Source organism: Microbacterium sp. NPDC096154 (assembly GCF_040302945.1).
In the GTDB taxonomy this organism is placed as follows: Bacteria; Actinomycetota; Actinomycetes; order Actinomycetales; family Microbacteriaceae; genus Microbacterium.
On record NZ_JBEOSM010000004.1, the window covers coordinates 123,172 to 140,575 of the forward strand.

A 17,404-nucleotide genomic window follows, 5' to 3' on the forward strand; every position below is an offset into this window, starting at 1 on the left:
TCCTGCGCAGTCAGCCGCGGCAGGCGATTTCGCCGCGATCTCTTGCTCATATCCCGCCTGTTGCTGGCCGGCGGTCGCAGGGAGAGGGCTGCCTCACGTGGCGTGGCGACGTACGCGTCGGTGTGACGACGGCGCCCCGCTGCTGCGACCGTGGTGCATCAGGCGGCGCGATAGACGAAGCCCCTCGCGCTGCTGATCCGCGCGAGTTCCCCTCGCGCCACCAGCTCATCGAGATGCATCCCGATCTCGCTGATGGCGGCCACCCGGCGCAGCAGACCCACCTCGGCGAACCGCAGCGACCTGCGTGTCCACGTGCGGCTCTCGGCGATCTGCAGCGCCGTGCATGAGCCCGCGGCGTGAACCGCCTCCCTCAACTCGGCGATCCTTCGCTCGTGATGCGCGATCACCTCTACGGAGCGGTCTGCGACGTCAGGCTCGACCCAGCCGTGCGCGGGCGCGAGCGCATATCCCTCCAGGTCACGCGCGGTGCGTCTGAGCGACGCGAGCTGTTCGCGCACGGGGAACTCGGCGGGCACGCGCTCGATACCCGTCCCCGACACGATGTGGGTGAGCAGATGGTCACCGGTGAAGGCGACCCGCGGCTCGTCGAGCACGAAGGTGATGTGACCGCGCGTATGCCCCGGCGAGGCCAGGGCCCGGATCCCGCCGATGATCGCGCCTTCCTCTATCCAGCGATCGGCCAGACCGGTCGGGAGAGACCCCTCGCGCTCGGTCGAGCGATATGCGGCCGCTTCCTCTGCGAGGTCGACGGCGCCCCACCGACGAAGCCGCTCGTTCTGTGCGTGGTATCCGGAGCCCTCTCCGAGCGAGGCCCGCAGGCTGTGCTGTTCACCGTGCCCGACGGCGATGGGGATGTCGAACTGCGCCCGCAGGTCGACCGCCTGTGAGAAGTGGTCGTAGTGGTGATGAGTGACCAGGATCAGATCGATCGCGCGATAGGTGAGGCCGAGGTTCACGAGATGGCGGTCGAGCGCCGTACGGGCGACCTCGCTCGACCAGCCGGGATCGATGAGCACGACATCTCGCCCCGTGCGCACGACATAGCAGTTCACAGCGCCCACGTCGCCACGGGGCTCGGGAAGAGGCAGCCGCATCACCCCCGGCGCAATCGCTTCGGCACCGCCCGATTTCCATGCGTTCCGGTCCGCCGGCCCCCGTTGAGTCCTCATTTTCGCACTCGCCTCCCTGCTCGTCTTGCTCATACGACGCCCGATTGGACTGACCTTTTACACAGCGTGCGGCATACTGCCGAGATGACGTCGCCCTCTGCCCACCGGCTCTCAGAACGCATCGGCGGGGAGATCCGCAGGCTCATCAGCGCCGGCGAACTCACGCTCGGGGACCGGCTGCCCTCCGAGCGGAGCCTCGCGGAGCAGTACGGTGCCAGCCGCGTCGTGGTGCGGGAAGGCCTGCGTGGTCTCGAGGAGGCCGGACTGGTCGAGATCCGCAAGGGCCGCATGGGCGGCGCGTTCGTGACCAGCGGCTCCTCCCCGGTGTTCACCCGCACGCTGCGGGACATGGCCGCGGTGGGCAGCGCCTCTTGGCAGGAGATGTTCGAGGCTCGGGCCTGGATCATGGACGCCGCGGTGCGCCTCGCCTGCGAACGGCGCACCGACGCCGACCTCGCCGCCCTGCGCGAAGCACTGCGTCGCATCCGCAGGCGCCCGAGGCCCGATGACGACCGCGAACAGCGTACACACGAGGCTCTGGAGTTCAACGTGATCATCGCCCGCGCCTCGGGGAACGCCGTGCTGGCGTCGTTCGTGAAGGCGCTCATCGACGCGCTCGAGGAGCTGCTCCGGTCCGGTGCCCCGGATTCGTACGCGCCGATCGTCGTCCACTTCACGCGCATCGTGGACGGCATCGACTCACGCGACGCCGAACTCGCGACGAGCGCCATGTCGGCGTACCTGCGGGGGATCCGTGAGGCGATACCCCACTGGATCTGACACAGCGCGGGGCAGGAAGGCCGACGTCCTTCCTGCCCCGCACCACATCCGACGTCAGATGCCCATGCGCTTGGCCAGCACGTTCTTCTGGATCTCATTCGTGCCGCCGCCGATCGGCCCGACGCGCGCATCGCGGAAGTACATCTGCATGTCGTATTCCATCGCGTAGCCCGAGCCGCCGAAGATCTGCAGGCCCATGTCGGCGCACTTGAACCCGTTCTCGGTCGCGACGATCTTCGCGATCGACGCCTCCTCGATCGCTCCCTGACCACCGTCGAGGAGCTCGGCGACGCGGTAGACCTGCTGACGCGCAGTCTCGGCCATCGTCCACATATCGACGAGCTTGTGCTGGATGACCTGGAAGTCCGAGATCGGCTGGCCGAACTGGACGCGCTGCTTCGCGTAGTCCCGGGCATCCTCGGTGATCCGGAAGCAGTTGCCCGCGGCGATCGCGGCGAGCGCGAGGCGCTCCACCGCGAGCGCCTTCATGATGTTCTTCCAGGCCGCACCCTCCTCGCCGATGAGGTTCTCGAACGGAACCTCGACGTCCTCGAAGACGACCTCGTTGGCATGCGTCGTGCGCCGACCGAGCATGGCGAGCGGCGAGATCTTCACTCCGGGGCTCTTGGTGTCGACGAGGATGGTGCTCACGCCCTGATGGCGGCCGGCGTTCGGGTCGGTCTTCGCGATCACCACGATGTAGTCCGCGACATGCGCACCCGAGATCCACACCTTCGTGCCGTTGAGCACATAGCCGTTGTCGCCTCGTACGGCCTTCGTGCTGATGCCCGCGACGTCGGATCCGGTTCCCGGCTCGGACATCGCCAGAGCCAGCTTGATGGATCCGTCGACGATGCCCGGGATGATGCGCTGCTTGAGCTCCGGAGAGCCGAACTTCGAGATGTGGCCGCCCGCGTAGAGCAGCGTGATCATCAGCGCCTGACCGATGCCGCCGTAGTAGTAGCCGAGCGTCTCCATGAGCACAGTGAGGTCCTTGTAGGAGCCTTCGCTTCCGCCGTACTCCTCCTCGAACGGGATGCCCAGGAAGCCCGCCTCGGCGAGCGCCTGATACGCGGCCTCAGGCCACTCCCGCTCGTCGTCGAGTCGCTTGATCTCCTCGCGCGGAAGGGTCTTCGCGAGCAGGTCGAGAACGACGTCGCGCATCATGATCTGGTCTTCGCTGAGACCGAAGGTGTTCACAAGGCTCGTGGACACGGTGTACTCCTCTGTGATTCGTGTCTGGGGGTCGTGCTGAGTTCTGTCAGTTCGAGGCCGCGGAGGCCGCGAGTCCGGCGCGCGAGTAGACCATCGTCTTCATCAGTCCGCGCTGCGTGACGATGCCGTCCTGGTTCACGAGCTCCATCCGCCGCGAGACGATGCCGCGGTCGGGTTTCGACCGGCTGACGTCTGCCGAGAGCACCGTCGAGCGCAGGTGAACCGTGTCGCCGATGAAGATCGGGGCGAGGAAGGTCCACTCATCGACCCCGAGGGCTGCGATCGCCGTGCCGTCGAAATCGCCGATGCGGGCGCTCAACCCCGTGACGATCGACATGCCGAGCGTGCCGTGGGCGATACGCGCTCCGACCGGCGAGCCGGAGGCATAGACCTCGTCGGTGTGCATCGGGTTGCTGTCTCCCGAGATCCACGAATAGACCACGACATCGGTCTCCGTCACGGTGCGTGCAGGGCTCACCGCAACGTCTCCGACCGCGAAGTCCTCGACGCATTTCCCCATCGGATGCCACCTTCCCGCTTTGGCTGCATGCGCGCCTCTTTGCGCACAGGCTCAGATGCTGAATTCGGGTTAATGGTACAGCCATTGGTGTAAATGGTCTAGCCATTGAGTAGAGTCGACCCAGACGCGACGACGCGGACGAGCCAACGGAGGTCAGCACATGAACGTGGCCATCATCGGAGCCGCGGCGACACGGGTGGGGAAGATCCAGTCCCCCCCGGACGCCGAAGTGCAGGTGCTCGAGCAGGAGGTGCTCGCCGACGTCGTCATCGACGCCGTGGCCGACGCCGGGATCGATCATTCCGTGATCGGCGGCATGGGGTTCGCGATGCCGCGTCCCTACACGCTGCAGAAGTACTTCGGCACGTTCATGGCGAGTTACCTCGGCATCGCGATGGATGGCTATGTCACCGAGGTTCTCGGCAACGGCATGACCGGCGCGTTCGCGTTCGAGCACGCGGCCGACAACATCCGATCCGGCCGTGCCGAGGTCGCCCTCGCACTCGGAGTGAACTTCGAGACGGCGACCTCCGCCGCCGAGCACATGATGAGCTCCATGCGAGCGGTCGGCGACGTCAACTTCCAGGCGCAGTTCGGCATCAGCCCGATCGCCTGGTACGCGATGGACGCGATGCGCTACATGCATGAGCACGGCGTGACGCGCGCCGACATCGCCACGGTCGCGGTGAAGAACCGGCTGCACGCGTCGATGAACCCGGTCGCCCAGTTTCAGAAGGCGCTGACGCTCGACGACGTACTCGCACAGCGCCCGATCGTCGAGCCCTTGGGCTTGTACGAGGTCCCGCCGCGAGGCGACGGCGCGATCTGCCTCGTCCTCGCGTCGGAGCAATTCGCGAAGGCCAGCGGCCGGCCGTACGCGCTCGTGCGCGGACACGGATTCCACCATGAAGGCGCCCACCAGATCACGTCGGCTCCCAGCGACATGATCCGCCTCAATGCCGCGCGGCGTGCGGGCGCGGCCGCGTTCGAGTCGGCACGCCTCTCTCCCGCCGACATCGACGTGTCGGAGCTGTACGCCCCCTGCACGATCGTCGAGGTACTCGTGACCGAGGCGCTGGGACTCATCCCCACCGGCGAGGGGGCGTACTGGGCGCGCGAAGGGCGCACCCGCTTCGACGGAGACATCCCGGTCGCGACATCCGGCGGCCTCACCTCACGCGGCCACCCGTCATATGTCACGCCTCTGTACTCCCTGCTCGAGTCGTTCGAGCAGGTCACCGGTCGAGCCGGGTCACGACAGGTTCCGAACGCAGAACTCGCCCTCACCACCGCCGAACTCGGCAACTACAACGCCGCGATGGTACACATTCTCGAAGGAGTGCGCCCGTGATCGCCACCGTCGTCGAAGACCGCGAGCACCCCTATCCGCCCGTCATCACCGAGGTGACGCGGCCGTTCTGGGACGGGCTGAAGCAGGCCCGGTTCCTCACGACCCGCACGCCCGGCGGCACCCCCGTGTTCCCGCCCCGGGCCTTCGACAAGGCGACCTGGTCGAAGGACGTCGAATGGGTCGAGTTGTCAGGTCGCGGCCTGCTGTACTCGGTCACGCAGATCCATGCCGCCCCGACGGCCTTCGCCGCCGAGGTCCCGTACTGCGTGGCGATCGTCGACCTCGAGGAGGGCGTGCGCCTGGCGACGCGCTTCCTGGGACCCGTCACGACGCCGCTCGACAGCCCGGTCGAGCTGGTGGCCGTGCAGTACCGCGACCTCACCACATACGCCGCACGCAGCGTGTGACGCAGAGGCGCGCTTCAAGACGAGGGCGGCTACGCGTCAGCGCGCAGGTTGTTGCCCGCCGTCTCCCCACCGTCGACGGCGAAGGATCCTCCCGTGCAGAACGACGACTCGTCGCTCGCGAGGAAGAGGATCAGCTGCGAAACCTCGTCGGCCGCGGCGTCGCGCCCCAGGGGAATCTGGCCGAATCCGCGCTCCAGGCCCGCGGTGAGCGGCGTGCGGACGCTGCCGGGATGCACCGCGTTGACCCGTATGCCGAATTCCCCGAAGTCGAGTGCGCTCGTCTTCGTCAGCCCAACGACGCCCCATTTCGCCGCGGCATAGGCCGCGCGGTTCTTGAAGCCGACGAGGCCCGCGATCGACGAGATGTTGATGATCGACCCCGCGCCCTTCCGCTTCATCCCCGTGATCACGGCCTTCGTGCCGAGGAACACGCCCGTCAGATCGATATCGATCGTGCGACGCCATTCCTCGATGTCGGCGATCTCCGCGTCGCCGCGGGTGAAGATCCCGGCGTTGTTGACGAGCACGTCCGGATGACCGAATCGCGCTGTCGCCTCGTCCACCACGCGCCGCCAGTTCTCATAGTCGGTGACATCGAGCCGGACAGCCATCGCCACGTCCGGTCCGAGTTCGGCGACGAGCGCCTCCGCTTCATCGACGAGCACGTCGCCGATCACGACGCGAGCCCCTTCAGAGACCAGGCGGCGCGCGTGGGCAGCGCCCATTCCGCGACCGCCGCCGGAGATGAGCACCGTCTTCCCGGCGACGCGGCCTGTCACGGGAGCGTCACCTTCTCGGACGCAGCGGAGCGGAGCTCGGCCCGGAGATACGGCTCGCCGAGCTCGGCGATCGGCGTGAACGCCGTCTCACGCGAGGTGAGGAGCGTGATGAACGCGAGCACCGCCGTGCCGAGTCCGAACAAGGCGACGGGGATCCAGCCCCACGTGCCTTCTCCCATGAGGAGGCCGCCGATGGTCGGCGCGAATCCCGCGACGATCAGACCGAGCTGGTTTCCGAGCGCCATGCCCGAGTAGCGGATGGGCGTTGCGAAATGCTCGGCGAAGAATGCGGGCCACAGGCCGTTGTACCCGGAGTAGAAGACGGTCATGAAGAGGAAGCTCGCGCCGAACACCAGGAAGAGGTTCCCCGTCGTGAGTGCGAGGAAGTACAGGAACAGCGACGCGATGCCGCCGCCGATGGCGATGCCCATCACGGGCTTGCGCCCGACTCGGTCCGACCAGTTGGCCGCAAGCGGCATCGCGATCATCGACAGGCCGACGGCGGTCGCGTTGATCGCCAGGATCGCGCCGCGGTCGAAGCCCGCCTGCTCGGTCGCGTAAGAGAGTCCGAACACGGTGAACAGCGTCTGCATCGCCGAGAAAGTCGAGAGGAAGAGGACGCGCACGACGTCGACGGACTGGAACCGCAGCACCTCGCGCAGCGGCACCTTCTGGGTCTTGCCCACCTTCTGAGCCTCGGTGATGGCCGGCGTCTCGTCGAGATGCGTGCGCACCCAGTAGGCGATGATCAGCACGAAGACCGACAGCAGGAAGGGGATGCGCCAGCCCCAGGAGAAGAGCGCTTCTTCGGGCAACGCGGTGATGGGAACGAAGACGAGAGTCGAGAGCACCATGCCCATCGCGTAGCCGCCCATGACGAAGGAGGTGAAGAAGCCTCTCTTTCCCACCGGCGAGTGCTCGAGGGTGAGGGTCGACGCGCCCGCCGACTCCGCCCCGGCCGAGAATCCCTGCAGCAGACGACCGAACGTGAGCAGGATCGGAGCCCACACGCCGATCGCGTCATAGGTGGGCAGCAGGCCGATGCCGAGCGAGGCGATGCCCATGAACATGATCGTCAGCATGAGCACACGCTTGCGGCCGATGCGATCGCCGAAATGCCCCATCACGAGACCACCGAGCGGTCGAGCGATGTAGGCGACGCCGAAGGTGGCGAACGACGAGACGAGGCCGATGGTCGGATTGCTCGTCGGGAAGAACAGCGCCGGGAATACCAGCGCTGCGGCCGTGCCGTAGATGAAGAAGTCGTAGTACTCGAGCGTGCTGCCGAGGAACGAGGCGAGCGCCGCCTTCTTCGGGGTCTGTGCAGGTGTCACTGCTGACGTCATTGTCAGATCTCCTGGTGGTGTCGATCGAGGACGAAGTCGACGGAGCAGATCTGCTCCGCCCCTGCCCCCGAGATCGCGATGAGGGGAAGATGGTCCGGGTGATCCGCGTAGGCGGCGAGATCGTCCAGAGTCTCGAACTCGCAGACGATCGCGGCGTCCCAGGATCGAGGGGAGCCGACCACGTCGGACCCCACGGTCATGTTCCGGATCTGCGGAATCGACGCCGGCAGGGCGCGCACGGCGTCGATCCAGGAGCTCCGCTGGTCGGCGCTGAACTCGTCCTTCCAGCGGAACATCACGACATGGCGGATCATGCGGCGATGGCCTGGCCGATGCGGTAGCCGAACACGAGAATCGGACCGAGCGTCGCACCCGCACCCGGGTATCCGGCGGCATACGCGCTCTCGGTCACGTTGCCGACGGCGTAGAGTCCCGCGATCGCCTGGCCGTCGACGTCGAGCACTCGACCCTCGCCGTCCGTGGCGATGCCGCCGTTGGTGCCGAATACGCCGTTGACGACCGGCAGGGCATAGAACGGGCCCTCGGTGAGCGGCGCGAGCGAGGGATTGGGCCAGGGGTTGTCCTGGTCACCCCAGTACTTGTCGTACGCCGACTCGCCACGACCGAAGTCGCTGTCGACGCCCTGCTCGGCAAAGCCGTTGAAGCGGGCGACGGTCGCCTCCAGGGCCTCGGCCGGTACGTGGATCTTCGCAGCGAGCTCGGCGAGCGTCGGGGCCTCGATGAGATACTCAGGCGTCGGCTGCCCATAGCGGTGCGCGAACACGCCGTACTGCTTGAGGTAGGTCGTGTCGAACACGACGTGCACAGGCGAGTTCAGCGTCCGGTTGTTCGGCGAGTCCCAGGAGTGCAGGGCGCGCGCCAGGTCGTTGTAGTTCTGCGATTCGTTCGCGAAGCGCACCCCGTTGCGGTTCACCATGAGTGAGCCCGGTCCCTGTCGCTCGAAACGCAGCAGAGATCCGATCTGCTCGCCATCGCGCAGGTCGCCCGGGATGACCGACATGGGCGCCCACCACGCCTCGCGGGTGCCGCGTGTCATCGATCCGATGCGCTGGGCCATGCGCAGGCCGTCGCCCGTGTTCGAGGGCGGCGAGCACTGCGTGTAGATGCGCGACTGCACCATCGAATCCGCGAGCTTCTTGTCCCACTCGAAACCACCGGTCGCGACGACCACGTTGTCGGCCGTCACAGCGGTGCCGTCCTCGAGGATGACACCGTCGACGCCGTTGTCGGACGTGCGGAGAGTCAGCGCGCGAGCCTCGATCGCGACGTCGACGCCATCGCGTACGCACGACGCGAGCAGTCCGGCGACGAGGGCACGGCCCTTCGCGAGGAGACCCTTCTTCTGCCGCTCCGCGAGCTCGTCCCAGGGGAACTTCGTGAAGGCTCCCCAGCGCTCGTATTCCTGCATGGTGAACGGCGCGCGACCGTCGGTGCGCACATGGTCGATGAGGTCGCCCAGCACGGTGCCGTCGAACAGCTCCGGCTCGAGAGTGCGACCGCCCGCCGAAGCGCCCGGCAGATCCTGTCGGTAGTCGGGGAAGTCATCGAGGAAGATGAAGCGCATACCGCACTCCTCCTCCAGGAACGTCAGGGTCTCGGGGCCATAGTGCACAGCGGCATCGAGCAGCTCCTCGCGTCCGCGTCCGCGAGCGACCGCACGCACGTAGGTCGCCGCCTCGTCGAGCGTGTCGGGGTTGCCCGCGGCGGCCGCGTGGGTCGTCGCGGGCACCCAGATCATGCCTCCCGACACCGCCGATGTGCCACCGAGCAGCGACGCCTTCTCGAGCACGAGCACCTTCTTGCCTTTGCGTGCGGCGACCGCCGCGGCAGCGAGGCCGCTCGCGCCCGATCCGAGCACCACAACGTCGTAGCGCGGGGCGAGTTCGCCGTTCACCAGTTTCATGTTGGACCTTTCGACGTCATCGTCTGGAAGCGGGTGCGGCCTGCAATGACCGACGAGAGGCGAGCCTAGGATCGGGGCTTGCGCGCCTGACTTTCCGTCCCGTTCAATGGACATCTCCACGTCTCATTCATCGGACGCAGCACGATGGGGATGGGAAGGGAGCGGCGACATGGCCAACTCAGGATCCGGCGAGTCGATGATCGACCGCGTGATGCGCGTGCTCGAGGCATTCGATGCCCGGCACAGCGAGCTGACGATCTCTGCGATCGCGCGCCGTGCCGACCTGCCCCGGGCAACCGCCTATCGACTCATCGCAGAACTCGCGGGGCACGGTGTCGTCGACCGCCTGCCCGACGGCAAGGTGCGCGTCGGCATGCGCATCTGGGAGCTCAGCTACCGCAGCCTCTCCGTCCGCCGCCTGCGAGAGGTCGCCCTGCCCTACATGAACGAGGTGCAGCGCCACATCCAGCAGCACACGAACCTCGCCATCATCAACGACGGCGAAGTGCTCTACGTCGAGCGGCTCAGCTCGGCCCGCGCTGCACGCAACATCGCCCAGATCGCCGGCCGCCTGCCGACGCACGCCTGTTCATCGGGGCTCGTTCTCATGGCCTATGCCGAACAGGAGCAGCGCGAGGCATTCCTCTCGCAGGAGCACCCGGCGTTCACCGAGCACACCCTCACGAGTCCTGTCGCCCTGCGCACGGAGCTCGCGGAGATCCGCAAGCGAGGGGCGTGCGTCTCGCGCGGCCAGATCATCGACGGTTCGGACGGCATCGCCGTTCCCGTCTTCGGAGCAGCACAGGAGATCGTCGCGGCGCTGAACGTCGTCGTCCCCCGCGGTTATCGCAGCGTCGACGCGGCGATCACCGTCCTCACGTCCGCTGCGGCGAAGATCTCTCAGGCCATGGCGGCCGGGATGATGGCGGGGCGCACCTAGAGCACGTTCCGCCCGGCCACGCCGCCGTGCGACCTACCGTTCGCTGACCTTGCCGAACAGCGACGCGATCGGCGCGAGCACGACCGGTCGCGCCGCGATCCACGCGGCGACCACCGCGCCGACCGACAGCAGCATGATGCCGAACCCCGCCCAGTTGACGACGTCCTGGCCTGCGTACATGTGGTTCAGGTTGCGCAGGGCACCCGTGGCGAAGACGAGGGCGACGTGGAAGATCACGAAGATCACGAAGTACAGCATCACAGGGAAGTGGAGCGCGCGGGCCACCTCCAGCGGATACGCCTTGCTGAGCGCGGTCGCGTTCTTCGGCCAGATTCCCGACATGCGCACTCCCGTGATCGCCGCGAGCGGTGCCGCGAGGAACACCGTGACGAAGTACGCCAGCTGCTGCAGCGAATTGAAGTTGACCCACCCGTTCTCGGTCGGCCAGTCCATGGAGAGGTACTGCAGCCCCGCGCTGAGGGCGTTGGGGAAGACCTCCCAGGATGTCGGAACGATGCGCGCCCAGTGGCCTGTCGCGAAGATCAGCACCATGAAGACGACGCCGTTGACGAGCCAGAGGATGTCGAGGCTCTGGTGCAACCACAGGCTGATCGAGATCTTCTTGCCGTTCTTCGACGCCCAGTAGGCGGGCGGCTTCTTCTCGTGACGCACCTGCAGGCCCGAGCGGATGATGAGGATCATGAAGAAGAAGTTCAGGAAGTGCTGCCAGCGCGCCCAGGCGGGGAAACCCTCGGCGACCTCGACCGCCGGGTGATACTCGCCCGGGTAGCGGGCGAGGAAGTCCATGCCGGGCCCGGTGCTGAGCGCAAAGCGCACGAAGAAGACCAGGGTGAACGCGACGGCTCCGAGCGCCAGGAGGGCGAGCAGCCCCAGGAGGACGCGGGGCCACGCGACCGTCGGAGCGGGAACCGGCTCGACCTCCCCTGTCTTCGCCGCGTTCGCGAGTGTGCGCTGAGCCACCGGGCTGAGGACGGGACGGGCCTTGACCGGGGGCTGCACCACGGGTGCCGCCGGTCCTGGGGCGACCGCGTCCATGGGCACGGAGTGGTGATCTCCGACGGGCGCGGCCGTCGGAGTCGACTCACGAGGGTCGGCCTCGGCGACCAGCAGGACGGGTGCGTAGTCAGCCGGAGGCCACGGTTCTCCGCCCGCGGTGCGCGGCAGCCCTCGACGCGCGCTGGTCGATGAGGTGACGACCCGCACCGGCGCCACCCCCGGCGTCCCGGGCAGGACCGGCGCCGGCTCGGTGACGGGTGTCTCCACACGGACGGGTACGGCATCGACGGGAGCTGCCGTGGCGAGGCCGGAACTGATCGGAGGCCAGGGATCTCCTCCGGCGACGCGGGGCAGGCCGCGACGAACGGCGGCCGGTGCGGCCGTGGTCGTGACCGGCACATCGACCGGAGTCGACGCCTCTCGCGGGCGCGCCACCGGCGGCGCGCCCGCGAGAGGCGCATCCTCCGCGACGTTCGCGAGTTCGGGTGAGGCGATCGGTGCCTCGGGCGCGAAATCGGCGGGCGGCCACGCCGCGCCGCCGCGCGCGCGCGGCAGGCCGCGTCGCACGGTCGTGGCCATGATCAGCCCTTTCGTCGGTTGAGAGTGTCGATCAACGCGGGAACCACCGTGAACAGATCGCCCACGACGCCGAAATCGGCGACGTCGAAGATGGGGGCGTCGGCATCCTTGTTGATGGCGACGATCGTCTTCGCGGTCTGCATGCCGGCACGGTGCTGGATCGCGCCCGAGATTCCCAGGGCCACATACAGTTGCGGCGACACGGAGACTCCCGTCTGGCCGACCTGGTGCGCGTAGGGCACGTACCCGGCGTCGACCGCGGCGCGCGAGGCCCCGACGGCGGCCCCCAGCGCGTCGGCGAGCTGCTCGACGAGCGCGAACTGCTCCTGCGACCCGAGACCTCGGCCGCCCGCGACCACCCTGGCTGCCCCCTTGAGCTCGGGGCGCGAGGTCTCGACGACTGCGGGTTCGATCGCAGTGACCGTCGCCGCGGCGGCGCCTGACGGGCTGGCGACCAGCGGCTCGACGACCGGATCGCTCGCACCCGCGCGGGTGTCGACCGCGCCCTCGCGCACCGTGATGACCGGTCTGCCGAACGTGGCGGCCGACGTCGAGGTGAAGGCCCCGCCGAACACGGAGTGATGGGCGATGACGCCCTCGTCGTCCTTGGCGACGCCAACCGCGTCGACGAGGAGGGCCGAGCGTGAGCGTGCGGCGTAGCGGCCGGCCGCGTCCCTGCCCTCGATCGAGTGCGAGAACAGCACCGCCTCGGGGTCGGTGTGCGCAACCGCTGCCGTGACCGCGTCGACAACCGGCGCGGTCACCTGCGTGGCGAGAGCGGCGGTCTCCGCGACGAGGACCTTCGTGGCGCCGAGGGCCGCAGCCGCCTCAGCGGCGGCGTCTCCCTGGCCGGGAGCGGTCACGACGAGCGCGACGGGGGCTCCGATCTCGGACGCGGCGCCGAGCAGGCCGGCCGCGCTCGAGGCCAGGGCACCATCCGGGGTGACATCCAGAACAGCGAGAACAGTCATCGTGAACCCCTTCAGACCAGCTTCTTCGACACGAGGAAGTCGGCGAGCTGCTGGGCAGCATCGCCCTCATCGACGACCTTCACGCCGGCCGCGCGCGGCGGCTTCGCGCTCACTGCCGTCATGATCGCGCGGGGCGCCTCGGGGCTGAGGGCGATGACGCCGAGGTCGGCCAGCGAGACGGTGTCGAACGGCTTCTTCTTGGCCGCCATGATGCCCTTGAAGTTGGGGAAGCGCGCATCGGGCAGAGCCTCGGTGACGGATGCGACCGCCGGCAGCGGTGCGGTGACCTGCAGCGTCGCGGCGTCGGAGCGACGCGTGCCGGAGACGCTGTCGGCCGTGATCGTGATGTCGCTGAGGCCGGTGACCTGCGGCACCCCGAGCAGTTCGGCGACCATGGCGGGCAGCATGCCGCCGGATCCGTCGGTCGAGACGTTTCCTGCGAGAACCAGGTCGTATCCCTCGCGCGTGAGCGCCGCGGCCAGTACCTCGGCCGTGAGCGTCAGGTCGGCGCCGACGAGATCCTCGTCGACGATCTGCACCGCGCGCGCCGCTCCCATCGCGAGACCCTTCCGGATCGCCGCCGACGCCTCTTCGGGGCCCATCGACATCACGATCACCTCGGCGTCGCCCGCGGCATCCGCGTACGCGAGCGCCGCCTCGAGGGCCCGCTCGGTGATCTCGTCGAGAACGCGGTCACCGGCACCGCGATCGGCCAAGCCCGTTTCCAGGTCGAGCATGCGATCCCCATAGGTGTCGGGGACTTCCTTCATGAGGACGACGATCTTCATCTGTGTCCCCGTCAGGACGGGCGGTGCTCTGCGAGCACGTCGGTGAGGAGATAGTCGGCGAACGGCTGGTAGTCGGCTTCGGCCGGGTCGTACCAGTCCGCGAGCTCCGCGAGCGAGCCCCCGTCGTCATAGCCCAGCTCATCCGTCACGATGGAGTACCACTTCTCCGCGTTCTCGCCGTAGAGCTCGGCGAGCTCCGGGTTGGCGACGCCGGCGATCGCCTCGTCGCGCGACTCTTCGAGTGCGCTCACGATGCTGTCGTCCCATTCCGTGATCGATCCGCCCGCGGCGTTGATCGCTTCGATGCCCTCGACGTCGGACTCGATCATCCCCTCGATGTATCCGACGAGGAACGCGTCGCTGCGATCCCATAGGAGCTGCTTCGCCACGAGCGGCAGCTCATCCCAGGTGAGCTTGCTGAAGCCGAGCGACCCCACCGTTGCGATCGTCGCGATCTTCTCGCTGGTGGAGAAGTGCGGAGCGACGTCCACGGCGTTCAGCACGTAGCTGCCATAGATCGAGGCGGTGTTGCACTCGACGGTGCCGCGCTGCAGACCCTCGTACATCTCCGCGGTCGTGATCGAGACCGGAGTGGCGCCGATCGCCTCGATCTGACCGCTCACCGGCGAGCTCGGGGCGCGCACCAGGCGACCGGCGGCGTTGTCCGCGCTGTTGAGCGGCTCGGTGCACATGAAACCCTGCGTCACGGACTGCGACATGCCGGGCAGCAGCGGCGCGATGCCCGCTTCATCGATCTCGCCGAGGATCTCCTCGCTCGACCAGATCGTCTCATTCATCGCGCCGAGCGCCTGCATGAGTCCCACGACCGGGGACACATGGGTCTGGTTGCTGACGTTCATCACGTCGGTGAGCACCGGGAACCCGGCGGGGTTCATCGACGGATAGAACGTTCCCACCTGCACCCGGTCGTCCGAGAGCGCACCCTCCACCTCGGGCGCTGCGGCGAAGGAGTTGCTGTAGCCGATCTCCGTGGTGATCTTCCCACCGGACCACTCCTCGAGCGCCTCGGCATACATCTCGGTCTTCTTCGCGCCGACCGAGCCGGCCTGCGCGGCTTCGGGGATCATGATGTGAATCGGATCGACGTTCTCGAAGGCGGCGATGTACTCCTCCTTCGTCGCGCCGACAGGGACGCCTTCGCCGGCGCTACCCGCGCCGCCGCTGCCGGCAGGCTGACCGACGCAGCCCGCGAGCGTGAGGGTGATGGTCGCCGCGGCCGCGGCGAGCGCGGTCGTGCGGGGGAGGTGTCGCGTCGGACGTGTGAACATGACGGTCTCTCATTTCGGGTGTGAGGGCGCAGTGCGTGCGCCGGATCTGTGGGTGCGTGCGCCCGGACTACTGGGCGGAGATGCTGGGAAGGAACATGACGAGCTGCGGGAAGAAGATCAGGAGCAGCACGAAGAGCACGATGGCCGGCGCGAACCAGCCGAGCGATTTCACGATGTCCCCGACGGAGAACTTCGTGCCGAGGCTGATCTCCTTGTCGCTGAGGATGCCCTGCAGCACGTAGGTCAGGATGCCGACCGGGGGCGTCAGGATCGCGAGCTCACCCAGGAACACGGCGAAGACGCCGAACCAGATGAGCGGGATCTCGAGCGCGTTGAGCGTCGGGATCAGCAGCGGAACCGTCAGCAGCATCATCGCGAGCGGATCCATCACCATGCCGAGCAGGATGTAAACGACGAACATCAGCAGCAGGAACGTCGTCGCGTTCAAGCCGAGCGCCGAGATCCACTCGGTGAGCATCGCTCCGAGCCCCGACATCTGGAACATGCGGGTGAGGAAGTGCGCGCCGATCAGAAGGAAGAAGATCGAGCCGGTGGCGGTGAGCGTGCTCGCCACAGCCTTCCCGATCGCGCCGATCGCGCCGTCACGCAGCTTCGCGACGACGAGGATGATGAGCGCGCCCAGGGCTCCCGCCGATCCGGCCTCCGTGGCCGTCATGGCGCCGGACATCATGCCGCCGATGACGATCACGATCAGCACGGGGAGCGGCCAGATGGGCCCGATGCTCCGGAAGCGGGAGCCCCACGTGGGCGACTGCCCGACGGCTGCCGTCGCCGCCCGCAGCTTCTTCGACACGGCGCCCATGATGATGATCTGCAGGATGCAGATCACGGCGATCAGCACGCCCGGCAGGATGCCGGCGATGAGCTGGGGTCCGACTGCCACCTCGGCGATGCCCGCATAGATGATCAGCGTCATGCTCGGCGGGATGAGCTGACCCGGAAGTCCCGACAGTGCGAGGCTTCCGGTCACGAAGTGCTTGGGATATCCCGCTCTGATCATCTCGGGAGCGGCGACCCGGGCGAGCGCATGCGTGGTGCCGATCGTCGACCCGCTCATCGCCGCGAGACCCGCGCCGGCGCCGACGGTCGACGCGGCGAGCCCCCCGGGGAGCCAGTGCAGCCACTGGTGGGCGGCGTCGAACAGCTTCGTCGTCAGACCCGAGCGCCAGAGCAGCATGCCCATGAAGATGAACATGGGAAGCACGCTCAACGACCACGAGGCCATCGACTCGAAGGGGATGTCGGCGAGGGCGGCGAAGCCGGCGGTCCATCCGCGGATGGCGATGAGTCCGAGCACTCCCGGGACCGTGAGCGCCACGGCGACGGGGATGTTGAGCATGACCAGGGCGATCATCAGGACGATCGCGCAGGCCGCGATCGCCTCACGGGTGAGCAGCCCTGTGAACATCATGGCCGTGGCGAGGACGGAGAGGGCACCGAGCACCCATGTCATCGTGCTCGCCTTGCGGCTGCGCTTCGGCGGGATGGTCTTCGCGGTGATGGTGATGACGTCATCGGCGATGGTCATGCGACGACCTCCTCTTCCTCATGCGGCTGGACGTCGTCGTGCGGCTGGACGGGCACGCCGTGGCGGATGGTCGCGACCAGCGTGGCGATGGCCAGCACGGCGTAGAGGGCGAAAGACAGGGGGATGAGGAGTTTGATGGGCCAGATCGGCACGTCCGTGACGCCGTAGACCTGATTGATCGACATGGCGTGCATCCCCTCCTGGGCGGAGAAGACGGCGATGCCGATCGCGAGAACGCTGACGAGAACCTCGGCGACGATCGCGAGCGCCTTCTGGCCGGCGGGAGTGAGCTTCGCCGTCAGCAGGTCTGCGGACGTGTGCTCTCGGCGCAGGTGGGCGAGCAGGATGCCCATGAGCACCAGCGTGGGCAGGTAGTAGCCCGCGATGATCTCGGTGGAGTACTCGATGGGGCGCCCGCCGAGATAGCGCGAGAGCGCGTTCGCGACGGTGTGCAGCATGAGCGCGACGAGCGCGATCCCGCCGACCCAGGCGAATGCGCGGTCGAGACCTCGCGTGAGAGGGGTGGTCTTCATGGGCACTCATTCCTCGCGCGACGTCGGGTGTCGCGCAGACATCGTTGTCCGGAGTGGCTGTGGCTGATCTTTCGGGCCAATGGCTCAACCAAAGGTGGATTCCGGTCGCCACGCTAGGTCCTCGCACTCTGGGGTGTCAAGAGGGGCGTCCGGCTCGTGAGATTCCTGTTGACGCGCCCCCTCAGCGATGTCATTTTTGGTAGGACCAAAGGTGGATTCACGGAAG

At 67.7% G+C, this 17,404-nt stretch carries 17 protein-coding genes; 4 read left to right on the top strand and 13 right to left on the bottom strand.

The genetic code is table 11. The annotated features are described in order from the left end of the window. Window positions 1-158 precede the first annotated feature (158 nt). Entirely contained in the window at window positions 159-1,082 is a 924-nt protein-coding gene (locus tag ABTW64_RS07155; RefSeq protein WP_350620750.1) for an MBL fold metallo-hydrolase, read from the bottom strand. A gap of 192 nt (window positions 1,083-1,274) precedes the next feature. Between ABTW64_RS07155 and ABTW64_RS07160 the strand changes: the two genes are divergently transcribed. Further along, on the top strand, window positions 1,275-1,970 hold the full coding sequence (locus ABTW64_RS07160) for a FadR/GntR family transcriptional regulator (RefSeq protein ID WP_350620752.1): 696 nt from the start codon (window positions 1,275-1,277) through the stop codon (window positions 1,968-1,970). A gap of 54 nt (window positions 1,971-2,024) precedes the next feature. Here ABTW64_RS07160 and ABTW64_RS07165 read toward each other — a convergent pair whose 3' ends face one another. Together ABTW64_RS07165 and ABTW64_RS07170 are read right to left on the bottom strand one after the other, a co-directional pair. Continuing rightward, window positions 2,025-3,185, bottom strand: a complete 1,161-nt coding sequence (locus tag ABTW64_RS07165) for an acyl-CoA dehydrogenase family protein (RefSeq protein WP_350620754.1) — start codon at window positions 3,183-3,185, stop codon at window positions 2,025-2,027. Window positions 3,186-3,231: 46 nt separating this feature from the next. After that, complete coding sequence (locus ABTW64_RS07170; protein ID WP_350620756.1) at window positions 3,232-3,663, bottom strand: MaoC/PaaZ C-terminal domain-containing protein; 432 nt, start codon at window positions 3,661-3,663, stop codon at window positions 3,232-3,234. A 202-nt stretch (window positions 3,664-3,865) separates the two neighbouring features. Between ABTW64_RS07170 and ABTW64_RS07175 the strand changes: the two genes are divergently transcribed. Both ABTW64_RS07175 and ABTW64_RS07180 read left to right on the top strand, forming a co-directional pair. Then, on the top strand, window positions 3,866-5,056 hold the full coding sequence (locus ABTW64_RS07175; protein ID WP_350620758.1) for a thiolase family protein: 1,191 nt from the start codon (window positions 3,866-3,868) through the stop codon (window positions 5,054-5,056). After that, window positions 5,053-5,463 carry a Zn-ribbon domain-containing OB-fold protein gene (locus tag ABTW64_RS07180; protein ID WP_350620760.1) on the top strand — a complete coding sequence of 137 codons (411 nt, stop codon included), beginning with the start codon at window positions 5,053-5,055 and terminating at the stop codon, window positions 5,461-5,463. The genes ABTW64_RS07175 and ABTW64_RS07180 overlap by 4 nt, the downstream gene beginning before the upstream one ends. Before the next feature lie 29 nt (window positions 5,464-5,492). Here ABTW64_RS07180 and chcB1 read toward each other — a convergent pair whose 3' ends face one another. The 4 genes from chcB1 to ABTW64_RS07200 are packed head-to-tail and all read right to left on the bottom strand — an operon-like array spanning window position 5,493 to window position 9,512. Further along, complete coding sequence (gene chcB1, locus ABTW64_RS07185) at window positions 5,493-6,242, bottom strand: trans-4-hydroxycyclohexanecarboxylate dehydrogenase (RefSeq protein ID WP_350620762.1); 750 nt, start codon at window positions 6,240-6,242, stop codon at window positions 5,493-5,495. Next, the gene (locus ABTW64_RS07190) at window positions 6,239-7,588 is read right to left on the bottom strand and encodes an MFS transporter (RefSeq protein ID WP_350620764.1); all 1,350 of its coding nucleotides are present in this window, start codon (window positions 7,586-7,588) and stop codon (window positions 6,239-6,241) included. Before ABTW64_RS07190 ends, chcB1 begins: the two co-directional genes overlap by 4 nt. A 2-nt stretch (window positions 7,589-7,590) precedes the next feature. Next, complete coding sequence (locus ABTW64_RS07195) at window positions 7,591-7,902, bottom strand: Dabb family protein (protein ID WP_350620766.1); 312 nt, start codon at window positions 7,900-7,902, stop codon at window positions 7,591-7,593. Continuing rightward, window positions 7,899-9,512, bottom strand: coding sequence for an FAD-dependent oxidoreductase (locus ABTW64_RS07200; protein WP_350620768.1), 1,614 nt, complete (start codon window positions 9,510-9,512; stop codon window positions 7,899-7,901). The genes ABTW64_RS07195 and ABTW64_RS07200 overlap by 4 nt, the downstream gene beginning before the upstream one ends. A 169-nt stretch (window positions 9,513-9,681) precedes the next feature. Here ABTW64_RS07200 and ABTW64_RS07205 point away from each other — a divergent pair, with 169 nt between their 5' ends. Beyond that, window positions 9,682-10,452: an IclR family transcriptional regulator gene (locus ABTW64_RS07205; RefSeq protein ID WP_350620770.1), complete on the top strand. Its 771-nt coding sequence runs from the start codon at window positions 9,682-9,684 to the stop codon at window positions 10,450-10,452. A gap of 33 nt (window positions 10,453-10,485) precedes the next feature. Here the strand turns inward: ABTW64_RS07205 and ABTW64_RS07210 are convergent, their stop codons facing one another. The 6 genes from ABTW64_RS07210 to ABTW64_RS07235 all read right to left on the bottom strand — a co-directional run bounded on the left by ABTW64_RS07210 (window position 10,486) and on the right by ABTW64_RS07235 (window position 17,178). Then, the gene (locus ABTW64_RS07210; RefSeq protein ID WP_350620772.1) at window positions 10,486-12,048 is read right to left on the bottom strand and encodes a cytochrome b/b6 domain-containing protein; all 1,563 of its coding nucleotides are present in this window, start codon (window positions 12,046-12,048) and stop codon (window positions 10,486-10,488) included. Window positions 12,049-12,050: 2 nt separating this feature from the next. Beyond that, complete coding sequence (locus ABTW64_RS07215; protein WP_350620774.1) at window positions 12,051-13,019, bottom strand: electron transfer flavoprotein subunit alpha/FixB family protein; 969 nt, start codon at window positions 13,017-13,019, stop codon at window positions 12,051-12,053. Between the two features lie 11 nt (window positions 13,020-13,030). Continuing rightward, the gene (locus tag ABTW64_RS07220; protein WP_350620776.1) at window positions 13,031-13,807 is read right to left on the bottom strand and encodes an electron transfer flavoprotein subunit beta/FixA family protein; all 777 of its coding nucleotides are present in this window, start codon (window positions 13,805-13,807) and stop codon (window positions 13,031-13,033) included. Between the two features lie 11 nt (window positions 13,808-13,818). Next, a complete protein-coding gene (locus ABTW64_RS07225; protein ID WP_350620778.1) occupies window positions 13,819-15,096 on the bottom strand; it encodes a type 2 periplasmic-binding domain-containing protein in 1,278 nt (425 codons plus the stop codon). Between the two features lie 67 nt (window positions 15,097-15,163). Continuing rightward, window positions 15,164-16,645, bottom strand: coding sequence for a TRAP transporter large permease (locus ABTW64_RS07230; RefSeq protein WP_350620780.1), 1,482 nt, complete (start codon window positions 16,643-16,645; stop codon window positions 15,164-15,166). Continuing rightward, window positions 16,642-17,178: a TRAP transporter small permease gene (locus ABTW64_RS07235; protein WP_350620782.1), complete on the bottom strand. Its 537-nt coding sequence runs from the start codon at window positions 17,176-17,178 to the stop codon at window positions 16,642-16,644. Before ABTW64_RS07235 ends, ABTW64_RS07230 begins: the two co-directional genes overlap by 4 nt. Between the last annotated feature and the right edge of the window lie 226 nt (window positions 17,179-17,404).

Bases quoted from the DNA above. Each gene is read 5' to 3' on its own strand.
- ABTW64_RS07160 (WP_350620752.1), top strand. From the start codon at position 1,275: ATGACGTCGCCCTCTGCCCACCGGCTCTCAGAACGCATCGGCGGGGAG.
- ABTW64_RS07175 (WP_350620758.1), top strand. From the start codon at position 3,866: ATGAACGTGGCCATCATCGGAGCCGCGGCGACACGGGTGGGGAAGATC.
- ABTW64_RS07190 (WP_350620764.1), bottom strand. From the start codon at position 7,588: ATGACGTCAGCAGTGACACCTGCACAGACCCCGAAGAAGGCGGCGCTC.
- ABTW64_RS07195 (WP_350620766.1), bottom strand. From the start codon at position 7,902: ATGATCCGCCATGTCGTGATGTTCCGCTGGAAGGACGAGTTCAGCGCC.
- ABTW64_RS07200 (WP_350620768.1), bottom strand. From the start codon at position 9,512: ATGAAACTGGTGAACGGCGAACTCGCCCCGCGCTACGACGTTGTGGTG.
- ABTW64_RS07205 (WP_350620770.1), top strand. From the start codon at position 9,682: ATGGCCAACTCAGGATCCGGCGAGTCGATGATCGACCGCGTGATGCGC.
- ABTW64_RS07210 (WP_350620772.1), bottom strand. From the start codon at position 12,048: ATGGCCACGACCGTGCGACGCGGCCTGCCGCGCGCGCGCGGCGGCGCG.
- ABTW64_RS07215 (WP_350620774.1), bottom strand. From the start codon at position 13,019: ATGACTGTTCTCGCTGTTCTGGATGTCACCCCGGATGGTGCCCTGGCC.
- ABTW64_RS07220 (WP_350620776.1), bottom strand. From the start codon at position 13,807: ATGAAGATCGTCGTCCTCATGAAGGAAGTCCCCGACACCTATGGGGAT.
- ABTW64_RS07225 (WP_350620778.1), bottom strand. From the start codon at position 15,096: ATGTTCACACGTCCGACGCGACACCTCCCCCGCACGACCGCGCTCGCC.
- ABTW64_RS07230 (WP_350620780.1), bottom strand. From the start codon at position 16,645: ATGACCATCGCCGATGACGTCATCACCATCACCGCGAAGACCATCCCG.
- ABTW64_RS07235 (WP_350620782.1), bottom strand. From the start codon at position 17,178: ATGAAGACCACCCCTCTCACGCGAGGTCTCGACCGCGCATTCGCCTGG.